16 protein-coding genes and 1 pseudogene are annotated in these 17,278 nt (G+C 70.9%); 13 read left to right on the forward strand and 4 right to left on the reverse strand.

The features are described from left to right. The first annotated feature begins 1 nt into the window (after position 1). From VJT49_RS30120 to VJT49_RS30130, 3 genes are read left to right on the forward strand one after another with little or no spacing between them, the layout of a single operon-like run. On the forward strand, positions 2-1,345 hold the full coding sequence (locus tag VJT49_RS30120) for a pitrilysin family protein (protein WP_324168352.1): 1,344 nt from the start codon (positions 2-4) through the stop codon (positions 1,343-1,345). After that, positions 1,342-2,079, forward strand: a complete 738-nt coding sequence (gene dapB / locus VJT49_RS30125; protein ID WP_324168353.1) for a 4-hydroxy-tetrahydrodipicolinate reductase — start codon at positions 1,342-1,344, stop codon at positions 2,077-2,079. The genes VJT49_RS30120 and dapB overlap by 4 nt, the downstream gene beginning before the upstream one ends. Further along, complete coding sequence (locus VJT49_RS30130; protein ID WP_324168354.1) at positions 2,076-2,558, forward strand: hypothetical protein; 483 nt, start codon at positions 2,076-2,078, stop codon at positions 2,556-2,558. Before dapB ends, VJT49_RS30130 begins: the two co-directional genes overlap by 4 nt. A gap of 1 nt (position 2,559) precedes the next feature. On the opposite strand, the gene VJT49_RS30135 is transcribed toward VJT49_RS30130, so the two are convergent. After that, on the reverse strand, positions 2,560-3,081 hold the full coding sequence (locus VJT49_RS30135; protein ID WP_324168355.1) for a hypothetical protein: 522 nt from the start codon (positions 3,079-3,081) through the stop codon (positions 2,560-2,562). Positions 3,082-3,217: 136 nt separating this feature from the next. On the opposite strand from VJT49_RS30135, the gene VJT49_RS30140 reads away from it, so the two are divergent. Further along, positions 3,218-3,754, forward strand: a complete 537-nt coding sequence (locus VJT49_RS30140; protein ID WP_324168356.1) for a GtrA family protein — start codon at positions 3,218-3,220, stop codon at positions 3,752-3,754. Between the two features lie 54 nt (positions 3,755-3,808). Next, positions 3,809-4,714 (forward strand): annotated as a pseudogene (locus VJT49_RS30145) (glycosyltransferase family 87 protein); the annotation flags it as partial. A 276-nt stretch (positions 4,715-4,990) separates the two neighbouring features. On the opposite strand, the gene VJT49_RS30150 reads toward VJT49_RS30145, so the two are convergent. Then, complete coding sequence (locus VJT49_RS30150) at positions 4,991-5,554, reverse strand: GNAT family N-acetyltransferase (RefSeq protein ID WP_324168357.1); 564 nt, start codon at positions 5,552-5,554, stop codon at positions 4,991-4,993. An 82-nt stretch (positions 5,555-5,636) separates the two neighbouring features. On the opposite strand from VJT49_RS30150, the gene VJT49_RS30155 reads away from it, so the two are divergent. Together VJT49_RS30155 and VJT49_RS30160 are read left to right on the forward strand one after the other, a co-directional pair. Further along, a complete protein-coding gene (locus VJT49_RS30155; RefSeq protein WP_324168359.1) occupies positions 5,637-8,090 on the forward strand; it encodes an alkaline phosphatase family protein in 2,454 nt (817 codons plus the stop codon). 115 nt (positions 8,091-8,205) lie between these two features. Continuing rightward, complete coding sequence (locus VJT49_RS30160) at positions 8,206-9,426, forward strand: winged helix-turn-helix domain-containing protein (protein ID WP_324168360.1); 1,221 nt, start codon at positions 8,206-8,208, stop codon at positions 9,424-9,426. On the opposite strand, the gene VJT49_RS30165 is transcribed toward VJT49_RS30160, so the two are convergent. Next, positions 9,407-10,315, reverse strand: coding sequence for a DUF4097 family beta strand repeat-containing protein (locus VJT49_RS30165; protein WP_324168361.1), 909 nt, complete (start codon positions 10,313-10,315; stop codon positions 9,407-9,409). The genes VJT49_RS30160 and VJT49_RS30165 overlap by 20 nt on opposite strands. A gap of 5 nt (positions 10,316-10,320) precedes the next feature. Then, the gene (locus VJT49_RS30170; protein WP_324168362.1) at positions 10,321-10,836 is read right to left on the reverse strand and encodes a toxin-antitoxin system HicB family antitoxin; all 516 of its coding nucleotides are present in this window, start codon (positions 10,834-10,836) and stop codon (positions 10,321-10,323) included. Positions 10,837-10,945: 109 nt separating this feature from the next. On the opposite strand from VJT49_RS30170, the gene thyX reads away from it, so the two are divergent. The 6 genes from thyX to VJT49_RS30200 all read left to right on the forward strand — a co-directional run. Then, positions 10,946-11,698, forward strand: a complete 753-nt coding sequence (thyX, locus tag VJT49_RS30175; RefSeq protein ID WP_324168363.1) for an FAD-dependent thymidylate synthase — start codon at positions 10,946-10,948, stop codon at positions 11,696-11,698. Positions 11,699-11,816: 118 nt separating this feature from the next. Beyond that, positions 11,817-12,215, forward strand: a complete 399-nt coding sequence (locus VJT49_RS30180) for an ACT domain-containing protein (protein ID WP_324168364.1) — start codon at positions 11,817-11,819, stop codon at positions 12,213-12,215. A gap of 96 nt (positions 12,216-12,311) precedes the next feature. Further along, entirely contained in the window at positions 12,312-13,550 is a 1,239-nt protein-coding gene (locus tag VJT49_RS30185; RefSeq protein WP_324168365.1) for an Nramp family divalent metal transporter, read from the forward strand. 70 nt (positions 13,551-13,620) lie between these two features. After that, positions 13,621-15,099 carry a serine/threonine-protein kinase gene (locus VJT49_RS30190; RefSeq protein WP_324168366.1) on the forward strand — a complete coding sequence of 493 codons (1,479 nt, stop codon included), beginning with the start codon at positions 13,621-13,623 and terminating at the stop codon, positions 15,097-15,099. A gap of 133 nt (positions 15,100-15,232) precedes the next feature. Continuing rightward, the gene (dapA, locus tag VJT49_RS30195; protein WP_324168367.1) at positions 15,233-16,246 is read left to right on the forward strand and encodes a 4-hydroxy-tetrahydrodipicolinate synthase; all 1,014 of its coding nucleotides are present in this window, start codon (positions 15,233-15,235) and stop codon (positions 16,244-16,246) included. Then, positions 16,243-17,278: ribonuclease J (locus VJT49_RS30200; RefSeq protein ID WP_324168368.1), on the forward strand; the 1,036-nt coding region annotated here is incomplete at its 3' end. The genes dapA and VJT49_RS30200, both read left to right, overlap by 4 nt.

Below are 17,278 nucleotides of genomic sequence, written 5' to 3' on the forward strand. Positions count from 1 at the left end.
CATGGCGCGACAGACACCGGGACACCAGCAGCCGGCGGGCAGCACCCGCACCCTCGACACCGGCGTCAAGCGCACCGTGTTTCCGGGCGGGCTGCGGGTGATCACCGAGCACGTGCCGGGAGTGCGCTCGGCGGCGGTCGGCCTCTGGGTCGGCATCGGCTCGCGCGACGAGCCGCCGAGCGTGGCCGGGGCGGCGCACTACCTGGAACACCTGCTGTTCAAGGGAACCACGAACCGCGGCGCCACCCGGATCGCCGAGGAGATCGACGCGGTCGGCGGTGAGTTCAACGCCTTCACGGCCAAGGAGCACACCTGCTACTACGCGCAGGTGCTCGACGAAGATCTCCCGCTGGCCGTGGACCTGGTCACCGACGTGGTGTTCGAGGCCCTCTGCGCGGCGTCCGATGTGGACACGGAACGCAGCGTGGTGCTCGAGGAGATCGCGATGCGCGACGACGACCCCGAGGATTTGCTGCACGAGACGTTCGTCGAGACCGTGCTGGCCGGGCATCCGCTTGCCCGCCCGGTGCTGGGCACGGAGCGGTCGATCACCGGCATGTCCGCCTCGGCGCTGCGCAACTTCTACCGCCGCCGGTACACGCCGCCGCGAATGGTGCTCGCGGTCGCGGGCAACATCGAGCACGGGCAGGTCCTTCGCCTCCTGCGCAGGGCTCTGCGGCCGCGACTGTCCGGTTCGGACACTCCGGTGCCGCCGCGCCGCGGCAACGCGCGGATCCGGGCGGGGCGGAAGCTGGTGCTGCACACCGACGACACCGAGCAGGCGCACGTGATGGTCGGGCTGCGCGCGCTGTCCCGGCACGACGAGCGGCGCTACGTCCTCAACGTGCTCAACGCCGCGCTCGGCGGCGGCATGAGCTCCCGGCTGTTCCAGGAGATCCGGGAAAAGCGGGGGCTCGCCTACCAGGTCTACTCGTCGGTGGCGACCTACGCCGACACCGGGCACCTGTCGGTCTACGCGGGGTGCCAGCCCGAACGGCTCGGGGAGGTTTCCGGTGTGCTGCGGGACGTGCTCGGCCGCGTCGGCAAGGAAGGCTTCACCGACGCCGAGGTCGCCCGCGCGAAGGGCCAGTTACGCGGTGGGCTGGTGCTCGGGCTCGAGGACACAGCCTCGCGCATGTCACGGATCGGCAAGCAGGAGCTCAACTACGGGCTCTACCAGAGCGTGGACGAAACGGTGGCGCGGATCGACGCCGTCACCACCGAGGACGTCTACGATTTGGCCCGGACTCTCTTCGCGGGGGCGGGGGTTTCGGCGGCGGCGGTGGTCGGGCCTTACGCTCACGAACACGAACTCCCGGAGGATCTGCACGAGGTGATCGCATGATTCGCGTGGGCGTGCTGGGCGCGCGCGGCCGGATGGGCGCCACGGTGGTCAAGGCCGTCGAGGCGGCTCCCGACATGAAGGTGGTCGCCGAGGTCGACACCGGCGACTCATGTGAGACGTTGGCCGGCGCCGAGGTGGTCGTCGACTTCACCCATCCCGACGCGGTGATGGACAACCTGGCCTTCGCGGTGGAGCACGGCATCCACGCGGTCGTGGGCACGACCGGCTTCACCGAGGAGCGGCTGGCCACGGTGCGCGAGTGGCTGGCGGCCCGGCCCGGGGTCGGTGTGCTGGTGGCGCCGAACTTCGCGCTGGGCGCGGTGCTGGCGATGCGGTTCGCGCAGCAGGCGGCCCGGTTCTACGAGTCGGTCGAAATCATCGAACTGCACCACAACCGCAAGGCGGACGCGCCGTCGGGCACCGCCGCGCACACCGCGCGGCTTGTCGCCCAGGCGCGGCGTGAGGCCGGACTGAACCCGGGCGCCGACGCGACCACGGCCGAACTGGACGGTGCTCGCGGTGCACTTGTCGAGGACGTGCGGGTCCACTCGGTCCGGCTGCCCGGGCTGGTCGCGCACGAGGAGATCCTGTTCGGCCAGGAAGGCGAGACGCTGACCATCCGGCACGACTCGATGGACCGGTCGTCGTTCATGCCCGGCGTGCTGCTCGGCCTGCGGGAGGTCGTGCGCCGCCCCGGCCTGACCGTCGGCCTGGAAAACGTGCTGAACCTGTGAAGGCCCGCAACGTCGCGCTGCTGCTGACCGCCGCGCTCGCGGTCTACCTGGTGCTGCTCGCCGGCCGGGCGATCGCGTTGCTGCGCACCGGAACGGCCCCCGGCGTGGCGCTCGGGGCCGGGGTGCTGGTGCTGCCGCTGCTCGGGGTGTGGATGGTGGTGGCCACCTGGCGCTCCGGCATGCGGATCCAGCGGCTGGCCCGGCGCCTGGACGAGGAGGGCGGCCTGCCCGACGCCTCGGACCTGCCGCGGAGGCCGTCGGGCCGGGTGGACCGGAAGGCCGCGGACGCCTGGTTCGAGCAGCGGCGGGCCGAACTCGAGCGGCATCCCGACGACTGGCGGCATTGGTACCGCCTGGCCTACGCCTACGACATCGCCGGCGACCGCCGCCGCGCCCGCGCCACCATGCGCCGCGCGCTCGATCTGGAAGCCCTGAAAACCCCAGAAACCCCAGAAACCCCGGAAGCCGCCGACCGGTGAGCTACCAGTGCAGCCAGGCGGTGAAGATCGCCGGGAACGCGGCGAGCACGCTGTAGCGGACGAACCGGCCGGCCAGCCCGGCCACGAGGAAGGTCGACATCCGCATGTCGGCCAGCCCGGCGAGCACGGTGGTCGCCATGAACGGCGGCAGCCCGACCACCGCGCTCACCCCGTAGGTGCCGGTCATCCAGCCCGGGTGACGGTGGCAGCGGTCCCGCAGCGCGTCGATCCTGGTCCGGATCCACACGGTGCGGGCGTGCCAGCGGTCACGCCATCGGCCCGGTGGCCGTTTTCGGTGCAGCTTGTCGTGCAGGAAGTCCGGCAGCCGGATCGACCCGCGCGCGGCGAGGTAGTACAGCAGCTTGCCGGCCATCTGGCCGATCGCGACCCCGGCGGCGATCACGATCCAGTGCAGCCGCGGTTCGGTGGCCACCAGGCCGAGCACGAACAGTTCGACGTTGATCAGCGGCACCAGCGCCGAGCCGAACGCGACGCCCAGCGTCACGCAGAACCAGCCCAGCATGCTGCCTCCCCTATACGTGTGCGCTGACGTTAACAGTCACGGATGCCTGCCACGGTGGGGTTGGCACCAGTCTTCGCCCCGGGGTTGTCAACCTGGTGATCACCTTCCGGACACCTGACGCTGCCACCCTGGCCGGGTGCCCCTGGCCGTCGAGAACTTCCCCGAACTGTTCACGTCCTTCTGCGCGGCCGTGGTCCGGCGGCTGCCGTTCGGGCTCGGCACCGTGGTCGCGCCGAGTTTCCTGGGCTTCGCGCTGATCAACGGGTTCACCTTCGGCGTGGACCTCGCCCTGCTCACGCTGGCTCACGGGGTTTTCGGCCTGCCACTGCCGGTCAGCGTCACCGTGGCCTACCTGTGCGCCTTCGCGCTCAGCTTCGTGCTCAACCGGAGCATGAACTTCCGGTCCCACGCGCCGGCCGGCCGTCAGGCCGTGCTGTACGCGATCGCGGTGGGAATCAACTACGTGGTGTTCATCCTCGGCGTGGGTGCCGGATTGGCGGTGATGGGCCTGGAATACCATCTGGCCCGGATTCTCGCGGGCGCCTGCGAGGGTGTGTTTCTGTACTGCGTAATGCGCTGGGTCGTGTTTCCCGGCCGTAGCGGACGGGGACCCGCCCGCCGGCCACGCCGCGTGAGCAGCCAAGATAGGGATTGCCGCGTCGGGTTTCTGTGATGCGGTCGGCGGCCGGAACCTGGGAGAGGCGATTTGAGGTCTGTCATCGCGACGATGAGGCACGGTAGCGCCGCCGAACGGGCGCGGCTGGGTTTCGAGGTGCTGCTGGCGGTCGTGTTCTTCGCCGCGATCGCCTACTACGCGCACGGGATCGTGAAGTGGCCCACGGACGTCGACGTCTACCGGCTCGGCGCGGACACCTTCCTGCACGGGCGTTCGCTCTACACCCAGCTCCCGGTGTCCCCGGTGGGCGGCGCGCTGCCGTACACCTACCCGCCGTTCTCCGCGGTGCTGTTCACGCCGCTGGCGATCATCCCGCCGCCGATCGGCTACCCGCTGCTGACCGGCGCCACCTGCCTCGCGCTCATCCCGATCGTGCTGGCCTACCGGAAGACCTCGCCGGAGCTGCGCGGGCTGCTGGCCAAGCCGTGGATGGTGCTCGCGGGCTGCTTCGTGCTGCTGGTCGCGCACCCGGTGTCGAACACGATCTTCTGGGGTCAGATCAACGTCCTGCTGATGGTGCTGGTCGCGGTCGACGTGCTGTGGCCCAACCCGCGCTGGCCGCGGGGCGCGCTGATCGGCATCGCGGCCGCGGTGAAGCTCACCCCGGCCGGGTTCGTGCTGATCTTCCTGCTGCGCCGGGACTTCCGCGCGGTGGTCGCCAGTTTCCTCAGCTTCCTGCTGATGACCGCGATCGCGTTCTTGCTGATGCCCAAGGACTCGCTCCTGTACTGGACCGACCGGGTCTTCCACGCCTCCAGCATGAACATCGGACCGATCCACGCCAACGAGTCGGTCACCGCCACCTTCCAGAAGCTCGGCATGTCGGGTACCACGCTCACCGTGGTCAGCGGCGTGTGCATGATCGCCGTGGTGGCGATGACCTGGCTCGGCACGAAGCGGGCGCTCGACGACGGCGACCTCCCGATGGCGCTGGGCGTGAACGCCACCGGCGTGCTGCTGCTCTCGCCGATCTCGTGGTCGCATCACTGGGTCCTGGCCCTGCCCACGGCGGCGCTGATCATGGTGATGGGCTACCAGCGGCACAAGTTCTGGCTGCTGTTCTCGGGCTGGGCCGGCGTGGTGATCCTGTGGCTCGCCCCGCACTACCAGGTGCCGCTGGAGTACGAGAGCTGGAGCTTCCCGCAGAAGGTCGCGGGCTCGAGCTACCAGATCATCGCGGTGCTCTTCCTGATCGTGATGACCGTGCTGTGGTTCCGCGGCCGGAGGCGCGCCTCAACCGGCCAGCTCGATTTCGAGCTTTCCGGTGACGCGAAGCTCGCGGAGCCGGCGTTCGCCGGTGTCGAGGGTGCGCACGGTGCCGTCCGGCCGCCAGCCCGCACGGCGGAAGAAGCTCAGTGACGCGGCGTCGGACTCGGCCACCCAGGTGATGCCGCGTGCGGCGCCGCGGCGGCGCAGTTCGGCAGCGGCGCGGGCGAGCAGGCGGCTGCCGTGCCCGCGACGTCCCCACCGGGGCTCGACGAGGATGGTCGCGATGAGCGCGGTCTCCCCGGCGTCGGCGGGCAGTTCGCCGGAGGCACGGGCGACCTCGTCGTCCGGGGCCGGTCCGGCGACGCAGAAGCCGACCGTGAACCGGCCTTCGGCGGCCAGGAGGACCGTGGTCCCGGGGTGCTCGATCGCGTCCGCCCACCGGCGTTCGTAGTCCGGGGTGTCAAGCTGGGCCAGTGCCTGCTCGCCCAGCATTTCCGCGTAGGCGGCGCGCCAGGTGACGCGCTGGATCCGGACGATCTCGGCGGCATCCGCGGCGGCGTCGGCGGCACGGACCTCGAAGGTGCTCACGCCCTGAACATAGACCGGGAGACTGAACCGTAGGCGGGACCCCGACCGTTGTTTCCGAAGGAAAGCAAGAGGCGGGGGTCGGATGGCGGAGCTCACCAGGCGCAGACTGCTCAAGACCGGTGCCGCGGTGGTGGGCGCCGCGGCGGTGAGCATGCTGCCGCCGAACCTGGCCGGCCGGCTGAGGAGGCCGGAGAAACCGGGAAAACTGGCCGACATCGAGCACGTCGTGGTGCTCATGCAGGAAAACCGGTCTTTCGACCACTATTTCGGCACCCTGCAGGGCGTCCGCGGATTCGGCGACCCCGACGCCATCACCCTCGACAACGGAAAGTCCGTCTTCCACCAGCCCGACCCGAAGAACCCGGCGGGGTACCTGCTGCCGTTCCACCTGGACACCCGCCGGACCAGCGCGCAGGCCATCCCGTCGACCAGCCACGCGTTCTCGGTCCAGCACGCGGCGTGGAACGGCGGCAAGATGGACAACTGGCTGCCCGCGCACCGCGAGGCCGACGGCGACGCGCACGGCCCCTACACGATGGGCTACTACACCCGCGACGACATCCCGTTCCACTTCGCGCTGGCCGAGGCCTTCACCGTCTGCGACGCCTACCACTGCTCGGTGCTCGGGCCGACCTGGCCCAACCGGCTCTACCACATGACCGGCACCATCGACCCCGCCGGCGACGGCGGCGGGCCGATCACCAGCAACATGCTGACCGAGCCGTACCGCTGGACCACCTATCCGGAGCGGCTGACCGAGGCCGGCGTGTCCTGGCACGTGTACCAGCAGGAGGACGACTACGGCTGTAACCCGCTGGAACTGTTCGAGAACTTCCAGGACGCGGACGCGTCCTCGCCGCTGCACCAGCACGGCCTCGTCATCGGCCCGGCCGACCAGTTCGAGCAGGACGCCCTCGCGGACCGGCTGCCCGCCGTGTCGTGGATCATCCCCACGTCCGCGCAGTGCGAGCACCCCGCCTATCTCCCGGCGGCGGGCGCCGACTTCGTGGCGAGCAAGCTGGACGCGGTCGCCGCCAACCCCGACGTCTGGCGCAAGACCGTGTTCATCCTCAATTACGACGAGAACGACGGCCTCTTCGACCACGTGCCGCCGCCCACCCCGCCGCCGGGGACCGACGGCGAGTTCGTCGACGGCGTGCCGATCGGGGCCGGGATGCGGGTGCCGTGCGTCATCGTCTCGCCGTGGACGCAGGGCGGCTGGGTGGCCCGCGAACGGTTCGACCACACCTCGGTGCTCCGGTTCCTCGAACTGTTCACCGGCGTGCGCGAGCCGAACATCACCGAGTGGCGCCGGGAGACCTTCGGTGACCTGACGTCCGCGCTCGGGCATCCGGCGGGCCGGCCGTTCCCGGCCCTGCCGCCGACCAAGGACCCCCTGTGGCGGGCCGGGCTCGAGGTGGCCACGCTGCCGCCGGTGCGGATCCCGGGCGCGGCCCAGACCCCGCCGGCGCAGGAAGCCGCCAGGCCCAGGCCCGCCGCCGCCTCGCGCCGGCAGCCGGTGAGCCGGGTGACCGAATCGCTCACCACGCACCGTGCGGATTTCCCGGACGGCGTGGCGGGCACGAGCTTCCCCGGCATCCAGGCGGCCGCCCTCGCCGCGGCCGCGTCACCGAAGAGCACGGCGTCGCACGCCTACGTCACGATGATCAACTCCTTCGCCGTCGCGGTGCTCGACACGGCGAAACACGAGCTGGTCAAGGGCATCGGCGCGGGCGCGAACCCGTACGGGATCGCGGCCACCCCCGACCGGAAAAGACTGTTCGTGACGAATTCGGGTGGCAGTGACGTCTCGGTGCTCGATCCGGCGACGGACAAGGTCGGCGCGACCATCACGGTCGGCCCCGCGCCGCACGGCATCGCGATGGCCCCGGACGGCAGGTACGCCTACGTGGCCAACACCGGGCCGGAAACCGGCTCGGGCGGCTCGGGTTCGGTCTCCGTCCTGGACGTGGCGGCGCGGAAGGTGGCGGGCGTGATCGACGTCGGGCCGGCGCCGCGTTCGGTCGCCGTTTCGCCGGACGGGACGAAGCTCTTCGTCAGCTGCGCCGACCAATTGTCTATTGTGGACACCGGAACCAGGATGGCCCGGGCCGGGCTGGCGCAGGCCGCCCGCGCCAACGGCGTGGCGATCTCGCCGGACGGCACGAGCCTGTACCTGGCCGGCCCGGGCACGAACACCGTCACGGTGGTCGACACCTCCGCGGAACGCGTCGTGGCGAGCATTCCCGTGGGGTACGCGCCGTGGCAGGTGGCCTTCCATCCCGGCGGCGCGTTCGCCTACGTCAGCAACGCCAACTCCGACACCGTCTCGGTGATCGAGACCAGCAGGCGCGCGGTCATCGCCACGATCCTCGTCGACCACATCCCGACCGGCCTGTACGTCACTACGGACACCCTGTGGGTGGCCACCAACGCCTCTTCCACGGTGCAGGCGGTGTCGCTGGCGCGACTGGAGATCGCAGGCAGGGTTTCCCTCGGCCTGACCTCCCAGCCGGCGTCGATCGTCCTGCTCTGATTCACCGGTACGCCATTCGAAACGCGCGATGGGCACCTGGTGACGGAGAGCGGCCGGGCTGCGTGCACACGTGCTTGACCAAAACTGTCGGTGGTGCCTGGCACGATGAGCGTCGATGGAGACCATGAGCTTGGCGATGGCGCGCCGGATCGCGCTGGCCGCCCAGGGATTCGCCGATCCGAAGCCGCCGGTGGCCACCCGGCGGCACCTCAAACGGCTGCTCTCGCGCGTGCAGCTGATCCAGCTGGATTCGGTGAACGTGGTGGTGCGCGCGCATTACGCGCCGCTGTTCGCCCGGCTCGGCGGGTATGACCAGGCACTGATCGACGAGGCCGCCTGGTCACACAGCGCCCGCAAACCGCGCATGCTGGTGGAGTACTGGGCCCACGAGGCCAGCCTGGTGCCGATCGAGGACTGGCCGCTGCTGCGGTCCGGCGCCAAGCGGCCCGGCTGGTGGCGGAACTACGCGCGGCTGGTGGACGGCAAGCCGACCCTGGTCGAGGACATCCTCGCCGTGGTCAAGGAACTCGGCCCGATCGGCGCCGGCGGAATCGAGCGCGAGGTGGTGGGGGAGTCGAAGCGGCGGCCGGGCCCGTGGTGGGACCGGTCGGAGGTCAAGCGGGTCTGCGAATGGCTGTTCGGCATGGGGCAGCTGGCCACCGGCACCCGCCGTGGTTTCGAGCGGCTCTACGACCTCACCGAGCGGGTCGTCCCGCCGGAGCTGCTGGCCCGCCAGGTCGGTCCCGGGGAAGGCGCCCGCGAGCTGATCACCCGCGCCGCCACCGCGCTGGGCGTCGCGACCGAGACGGACCTGCGGGACTACTACCGGCTCGGCCCCGACGTGACCCGGCAGGCCGTGGCCGAACTCGCCGAGGCCGGGGTGCTGGAGCCGGTCCGCGTGGCCACCTGGCGAGCCACCGCCTACCGGTACGCGGGTGCGAAGGCGCCGCGCCGGATCACCGGACGTGCCCTGCTCTGTCCGTTCGACCCGCTCGTCTGGGAACGCGCCCGCACCGAGCGGCTGTTCGACTTCCGCTACCGCATCGAGATCTACGTCCCCGAGCCCAAGCGGGTCCACGGCTACTATGTATTCCCGTTCCTGCTGGACGGCGAACTGGTGGCGAGGGTCGACCTCAGGGCAGACCGCGAGGCCGGCCTGCTCCGCGTGCCCGGCGCCTTCGCGGAGCCCGAGGTGGATCTTCCCCACGTCGCCGCGGAACTCGCCGCCGAGCTCGGCCTGATGGCCACCTGGCTCGGCCTCGACGGCGTTTCCGTCGGCGCCAGGGGCGATCTCGCGGCCGAGCTCGGCCGGGCGGTCACTGCGCGGCGCGGGTGACGAGCGCGGAGCCGGAGCCGGTGCGGGCACGGACGCGCAGCGGGATCTCTCCTTCCGGGGGTTCCATGGCGACGTCCAGTTCGCTGGAGACCTTGCCGGCACTGGAAGCGAGGTCGATCTCGGCGGCCACGCCGGGCCGGACGCCGACCCGGATCTCGCCGGAGCCGGTGGCCAGCTCGAGCGAGCCGCTCGCCGCGTCGGCCACGGACAGGTCGCCGCTGCCGCTGCGCACCAGGATCTCCCCGGAGGTCGCGCCCAGCCAGATGTCGCCGGTGCCGGTGGTCAGGGTGGCCGAGCCCGACAGGGAGGACACCTCCACGTCGCCGCTGCCGGTGCGCAGCTCGAGCCCGGACAGTGCCGGCCCGAGCCGGATCGCGCCGGATCCGGTGCGCACGGTGGCCGCGCCGTCGGCCCGGTCCAGCTTGACCTCGCCCGAACCGGTCACGATGTCGGCCCGTCCGGCGGCGCCGGTGACCGTCACGTCCGCGGACCCCGCCCGCACCTCGACGTGGCTGCCGGCCGGCGCCCGCACGGTGATCGCCAGCGGAACGCTCCGCACCGGCAGGGCCTTCGGCGCCCGCACCACGAGCCGGTTGCCGGTCAGCTCGACCCGGGTCGCCTCGACCGCGTCGGCCGGGATGGGCCGGAAGTCCATGCCCCACTGCTCAGGGCCCCACTGATCGCCGAAGCGTTCGCTCACCCAGCTCAGCAGGTTCGTGACGCCCTGGGCCCAGGGTTCCTGCGCGGCCGGACCGTGCCGGACCTCCACGAGCGTCTCGTCTTCGGCGTCCAGGTGGATTTCCACGTGCCCGAACGTCACCTGCACGTCGAGTTCGAGCGGGCCTTCGACCGGAAAGGTCTGGCTGCGCACCAGGTCTTCGTCGCCCATGTTCTTCACCCCTTCACCCAGCCGTGCAGGTGCGAGCCGGTGTGCTTGCCCTGACGCGACTTCTCCTTGTGTTCCCCCGGCGCCTGCCACGAGCCGCGCAGCGCCCCCTGGACCGCCTGCGAAATGAACGTGTTCAGCGAAACGCCCTGCGCCGCGGCGGCCTGTTCGGCCTGGCCCTTGATCTGCTCGACCATCCGCAGGGTCATCCGCGCGATGTCACCGCCCTCGTTCGGTAGTGGTGGTGGCGGCACCTGCGGCGCGGCCGGTTCCGGCTCGGCCGGGGTGCCGGTGACCACGACCCGGACGTCCCGGCCGTCGAGCCGGAGTTCCACGACGTGGTCGGGCAGTTGCGCGGTGACCTCGGCGGCGAGGTCGGCGAGCGCGTTCATCAGGGCCAGCCGCACGGATGGTTCCAGCGCGGCGGACAGCAGGGCGGCGGCCCGGCGAGTCTGCTCGTCCCCGGCGGAAGCCGTGGCGGCGAGATCCTCGCGAAGGCTGGTGAGGTACGGCGTCAAGTCCATGACACCATTATGGTGTCAGAAGTGACATCGGTCAAGGTGACCCAGTAGTGTCACTCTGGTGCTTGAGGCCTTGCGGTTAGGCTGCTCGTGGCGGAAAGGAGTGCGAACGGTGGCCGAGACGGTTTCGCCCAAGGTGCAGTTGATCGCGAAGACGGAGTTCTTCCCGCCCGAGGGCGTTCCCTGGTCCACCGACGCCGACGGCGGGGAAGCGCTGGCCGAGTTCGCCGGGCGCGCCTGCTACCAGTCGTGGACCAAGCCCAACCCGAAGACGGCCACGAACGCGGGCTATATCGATCACATCATCGAGGTCGGGCACCTTTCCGTGCTGGAGCACGGATCGGTCAGCTTCTACATCACGGGCATCTCGCGCTCACTGACCCACGAGCTGATCCGGCACCGGCATTTCTCCTACTCCCAGTTGTCGCAGCGGTATGTGCCCGAACGCGACGCGGCCTTCGTCGAGCCCGGCGTGATCGCGAACGACCCGGTGCTGCACGAGAAGTTCCTCGCCGCCGTTCAGTCCAGTGTGGACGCCTACACGGAGCTGCTGGCCGGGCTGGAGGAGAAGTTCGCCGACGCACCGAGCGCCACCCTGCGCCGCAAGCAGGCCCGGCAGGCCGCCCGCGCGGTGCTGCCCAACGCCACCGAGACCCGCATAGTCGTCACCGGAAACTACCGCGCCTGGCGGCATTTCATCGCGATGCGCGCGACCGAGCACGCCGACGTGGAGATCCGTGCGCTGGCCGTGGAATGCCTGCGGCAGCTGCAGAAGGCCGCCGCCAACGTGTTCGCCGACTTCACCGTCTCCACCCTGCCCGATGGCACCGAGATCGCGTCGAGCCCCAAGGTGCTGGAGGGGTGACCAAGATGCGAGAGGCGACGTCGGTACGTCGGACCCGCGCGCCGCGAAGGCACAGGGGCGGGAAGGCCGACCGCCGGAGTCAGGGCCCGGCTGCCCGCGCTCGTTCGGGAAGGGCACAGTGAAGCGGCTCGAGATCGAAGTCACGCCGGGGGAGTACGCCGTCGCGAAACTCGGCCCGGACGCGCCGGTTCCCGCCGGGCTACTGGCGGCCGGCGCGGCGGAATTCGTTTCGGTGACGCGCACACCGGCGGAGCTCTCGGTGACGTGCCGGGCCGGAAAGGTGCCCGCCGGTGCGGAGGTCGAGGCCGGTCTGCGGCTGCTGACCGTGTGCGGACCGCTGGCCTTCACGCTCACCGGGGTCATCGCCGCGCTCGCCAACGAGCTCGCCGCCGCCGGGATCGCCCTGTTCACCGTGTCCACCTTCGACACCGACCACGTCCTGGTGAAGGAAGCCGACCTCGCCCGCGCCGTCGAAACGCTGCGTGCGGCCGGGCATGAGGTCGGGGTGGCCGCGTAACCCGGCACTTAACGGGTAAGTGACGCCACGTCCATACTCTTGAACACGAATGTTCGGCATGCCTAAAATCGAAGTTCGGCGGACGAAGGAGTAGGCATGACGCTGGCGGAGACGGCTGGACCGGCATTGGCGCGGGTGCGCGCCGGATCCGCGCTCCTGGGGCCCGCGTTCGTGGCCGCCATCGCCTACGTCGACCCGGGCAACGTCGCGTCGAACGTCAGCGCCGGTGCCCAGTTCGGCTACCTGTTGGTCTGGGTCGTCGTGGCGGCCAACCTGATGGCCGGGCTGGTGCAGTACCTGTCGGCCAAGCTGGGCCTGGTCACGGGGATGTCGCTGCCGGAGGCGCTGCGGGACCGGATGCCGCGGACCGGCAGGCTCGCGTACTGGGCGCAGGCCGAACTGGTCGCCGTCGCCACCGACCTGGCCGAGGTGGTCGGCGGTGCGATCGCGCTCAACCTCCTGTTCGGCCTGCCGCTGCTGATCGGCGGGGTGATCACCGGCGTGGTGTCCATGGTGCTGCTGCTGGTGCAGGACCGGCGCGGCCAGCGGCCCTTCGAACGGGTCGTCACCGGCCTGCTGGCGATCATCGCGATCGGCTTCCTGGCCGGGGTGGTCGTCGAGCCGCCGTCGGCGGGCGGCACCTTCGGCGGCCTGGCGCCGCGGTTCCAGGGCGCGGAAAGCGTGCTGATCGCGGCGGCGATGCTCGGCGCGACCGTCATGCCGCACGCGGTGTACCTGCACTCGGGGCTGGCCAGGGACCGGCACGGCCGGACCTTCGGCGAAGAACGGTCCAGGCTGCTGCGGGTGACCCGGTTCGACGTCGGGCTCGCCATGCTCCTCGCGGGCGCGGTGAACCTGGCCATGCTGCTGCTCGCCGCGACCAACCTGCAGGGCCGGGAGGGGGTCGACTCGATCGCCGGGGCCCACACCGCGGTCGAGCAGACACTCGGCGCGGGCGTGGCGCTGCTGTTCGCGGTCGGCCTGCTGGCCTCGGGGCTGGCCTCCACCTCGGTCGGCGCCTACGCCGGGGCGATGATCATGCAGGGCCTGCTGCGCAAGCGGATCCCGTTGCTGCTGCGCAGGCTGGTCACGCTCACTCCGGCGGTCGTCGTGATCGCCGCGGGCGCGGACCCCAGCCGGGCGCTGGTCGTGTCACAGGTGGTGCTCTCCTTCGGCATCCCGTTCGCGCTCGTCCCGCTGGTCCGGCTGACCGGTGACCGGACGCTCATGGGCGCCGACGCCAACCACCGGCTCACCGGCACCCTGGCCTGGCTGATCGCCGGCGTGATCATCGTGCTCAACGTGGCACTGATCTACCTGACCGTCACGGGCTGAGGAACCGGCGGCGCCGTTCCGAGGTCGGACTAGCATCCTGGCACGTCCGATCTCGTAGGAAGGTTTCGCCGTGACCGAAGAGCAGACGACTCAGCGTGCCGTGGGGCCCCGGGTGATCGCCGGGCGCTACCCGCTCCTGGCGGAGCTGGGCCGCGGGGGCATGGGCGTGGTCTGGCGCGGCGAGGACACCGTGATCGGCCGGCCGGTCGCGATCAAGGAGCTCCGGCTGCCCGACGGCGCCGAGGACACGGTGTTCGGCGAACGCGTGCTGCGCGAGGTCCGGACCGGCGGGCGGCTCAACGACCCGGCCGTGGTCACCGTGTACGACGTGGTGGCCGAGCAGGGCGGCACGTTCATCGTGATGGAACTGGTCGAGGCCCCGACGCTGGCCGACCTGGTGCGCGCCCACGGGCCACTGCCGCCCGCACAGGTCGCGTCGATCGGCCAGCAGGTGTTGTCCGCGCTGCAGGCCGCCCACCAGGCCGGGATCGTGCACCGCGACGTCAAGCCGGGCAACATCATGGTCGCTCCGAACGGCCGCGTGAAGCTCACCGACTTCGGCATCGCGCAGGCCGTGGACGACCCCCGGCTGACCACCAGCGGCATGATCATCGGCTCGCCCGCGTTCATGGCGCCGGAACGGGTGGCGGGGAAGGAGGCCGTGCCCGCGTCGGACCTCTGGTCGCTGGGCGCGACGCTGTTCTTCGCGGTGGAAGGAACCATGGCCTTCGAGCGCCCGACCACCGCGGCCACCCTGCACGCGATCATGAACGAGGTGCCCTACCTGACCCGGGGGCAGGGCCCGCTCGCCTCGGCCATCATGGGCCTGCTGATCGCCAGCCCGGAAGCCCGGATCTCGGTCACCCAGGCGCACAGCCTGCTCGCCATGGCCGCCGCGTCCTCCGGTCAGCCGACCCCGCCCGGGGGACGGGGCACGATGATGTACCCAGGGCCGGCGCCGACCAGGGTGGCTCCGGCCGGCCCGGGCAGGAGCCACCGCAAGCCGCTGCTCGTGGGTGGCGCGATCCTTGGCGTCGCGCTGCTCGTGGGCGGGATCCTGCTGGGCAGGTGGTGGGCGACGCCGGGCACGGACGAGGCCATGCTGCCGACCCTGAGCTACGGGGAGGGCGGGCAGGTTTCCACGCTGGAGACCAACAGCGGCTACGCGTGCACCAACAAGGTGCTCGACGCGGCAGGCCTGACCGAGGACGACTGGGTCGACTGCAAGTCGCTGCACTACCTGCAGTACTACGACGGCGCCACCGTCTTCGGCGACTCCGAGAGCAATGCCGTCGCGGCCCCGTATCCGGATCAGGGACGGCTCAAGGCCTGGGCCGAGTCCCGCTGCGCGTTGGGCTTCTACTCGAGGACGACGCAGGCGAATGACGTCGCCGAGCTGAGTTACCGGGCGCTGGTCCCGAGCCAGAAGGCGTGGGAAACGCAGAAGGACGGCAGCAGCTCGAGCGAGCCGCTGCGGCGGGTTTACTGCATGCTGGGCAAGCGGGACAACACCTCCTTCACCGGCTCCCGGTCCGTCAACCTCAACTAGGCTGTCTGTGCCAAGGGGCCCGCACCCCAGCGGGCACCGCAGATGTTGCGGCCATCCGGCGCCCGTGCGGGCAATCCTTCGTTTCAGCAGGTGGTCACGCATGTTGACGCCGGCAAGAGGTACCGTCAATGCCATGTCCACTCCACCTACCTCAGCGCCCGGCCGTCCCTTCGGGCGGGTGCTCACCGCGATGGTCACGCCTTTCGACGCCGACGGCGCCCTGGACCTCAAGCGGGCCCAGGAGCTCGCCGAGCATCTCGTGGAGCTGGGAAACGACGGCCTGGTCGTCAACGGCACCACCGGCGAAAGCCCCACCACGAGCGACGCCGAGAAGGCCGATTTGGTCCGTGCCGTCGTGGAGGCGGTGGGTGATCGCGCCACGGTCGTGGCCGGCAGCGGTACCTACGACACGGCGCACAGCGTCGAACTCACTCGGCAGGCCGAAAAGGCGGGCGCGCACGGTGCCCTGCTGGTCACGCCGTACTACTCGCGCCCGTCGCAGGCGGGGGTGTACGCGCACTTCACCACGGTGGCCGATGCCACCGGCCTGCCGGTGATGCTCTACGACATCCCGCCGCGCTCGATCGTGCCCATCGAGGTCGACACCCTGCTGCGGCTCGCCGAGCATCCGCGGATCGCGGCGGTCAAGGACGCCAAGGGCGATCTGCTCGCGGGCAGCGAGGTCATCGCCAACACCGACCTCGCCTACTACTCGGGGGACGACGCGCTCAACCTGCCGTGGCTGTCGGTCGGTGGCGTGGGCGTGGTCAGCGTGATCGGGCACGTGGTCGCCGGGCGGATCCGTGGCATGCTCGATGCCTACGAGAGCGGGGACACCTCCACCGCGCGCACCAACCATCGCGGTATGCTGCCGGTGCTTCGCGCGTTCGCGCGGGTTGGTGGCGTGGTGTTCGTCAAGACCGCGCTGCGCCTGCGCGGCATCGACGTCGGTGATCCGCGGCTGCCCATCGTGCCGGCCGCCTCCGAGCAGATCGACGCCATCGCCGCCGATCTACGGCAGGCCGGGGTCCCGCTCGACGAGGCGCCGAGCGTCGACTGGCACTCTTCGCGGGTCGCGCGAGCAGACTCGGCGGCAGCCTACGTCGCCCCGACCACTCACACCAGCGTTGGGACCATTCATCGGTGACGAGCTCTATTTCCGCAGGACCAGGCCCGGCCAACACCCCGCCCCCGCTGCCGGACGGTGCTCTGCGCGTCGTCGCGCTGGGCGGAATCGGTGAGGTCGGCCGCAACATGACCGTCTTCGAGTTCGATGGCAGGCTCCTGATCGTCGACTGCGGGGTGCTCTTCCCCGAGGACGATCAGCCCGGCGTCGACCTGATCCTGCCCGACTTCCGGGCGATCGAGGACCGGCTCGACGACATCACCGCGCTCGTGCTCACCCACGGGCACGAGGACCACATCGGCGCGGTGCCCTTCCTGCTCCGGCTCAAGCCCGACCTCCCGGTCTACGGCTCCCGGTTCACCCTCGCCCTGCTCGAGGCGAAGTGCCGGGAGCACCGGCAGCGGCCCAAACTGGTCGAGGTGTCCGAGGGCGACCGTCGTGGGGTCGGCCCGTTCGACCTGGAGTTCTTCGCGGTCAACCACTCCATCCCGGACGCGCTGGCGGTGGCCATCCGCACGCCCGCCGGCGTCGTCCTGCACACCGGCGACATCAAGCTGGACCAGTTGCCGCTCGACGGCAGGCTCACCGACCTGGCCGGGTTCTCCCGGCTCGGCGACGAAGGCGTCGACCTGCTGTGCATCGACTCGACCAACGCCGAGGTGCCCGGGTTCGTGACGCCGGAGCGGGATCTGGGGCCGGTCCTCGACGACGTGATCGGCAAGGTCACCCGGCGGGTCATCGTCGCGTGCTTCGCCAGCCACGTGCACCGCGTGCAGCAGGTGCTCGACGCGGCGTCGGCGCACGGGCGCCAGGTGTGCTTCGTCGGCCGCTCGATGGTGCGCAACATGGGCCTGGCCGCCGAGCTGGGCTTCCTCAACGTGCCCGACGGCCTGCTGGTCGACATCGACGAGGCCCTGGACCTGCCCGCCGACGAGATCGTGATCGTCTCCACCGGCTCGCAGGGCGAGCCGCTGTCCGCGCTGGCCCGGATGGCCAGCCGAGAGCACCCGCAGGTGCGGATCGAGCTCGGCGACACCGTGATCCTGGCCAGCT

The sequence above is a fragment of the Amycolatopsis sp. genome, assembly GCF_035276945.1.
In the GTDB taxonomy this organism is placed as follows: domain Bacteria; phylum Actinomycetota; class Actinomycetes; order Mycobacteriales; family Pseudonocardiaceae; genus Amycolatopsis_E.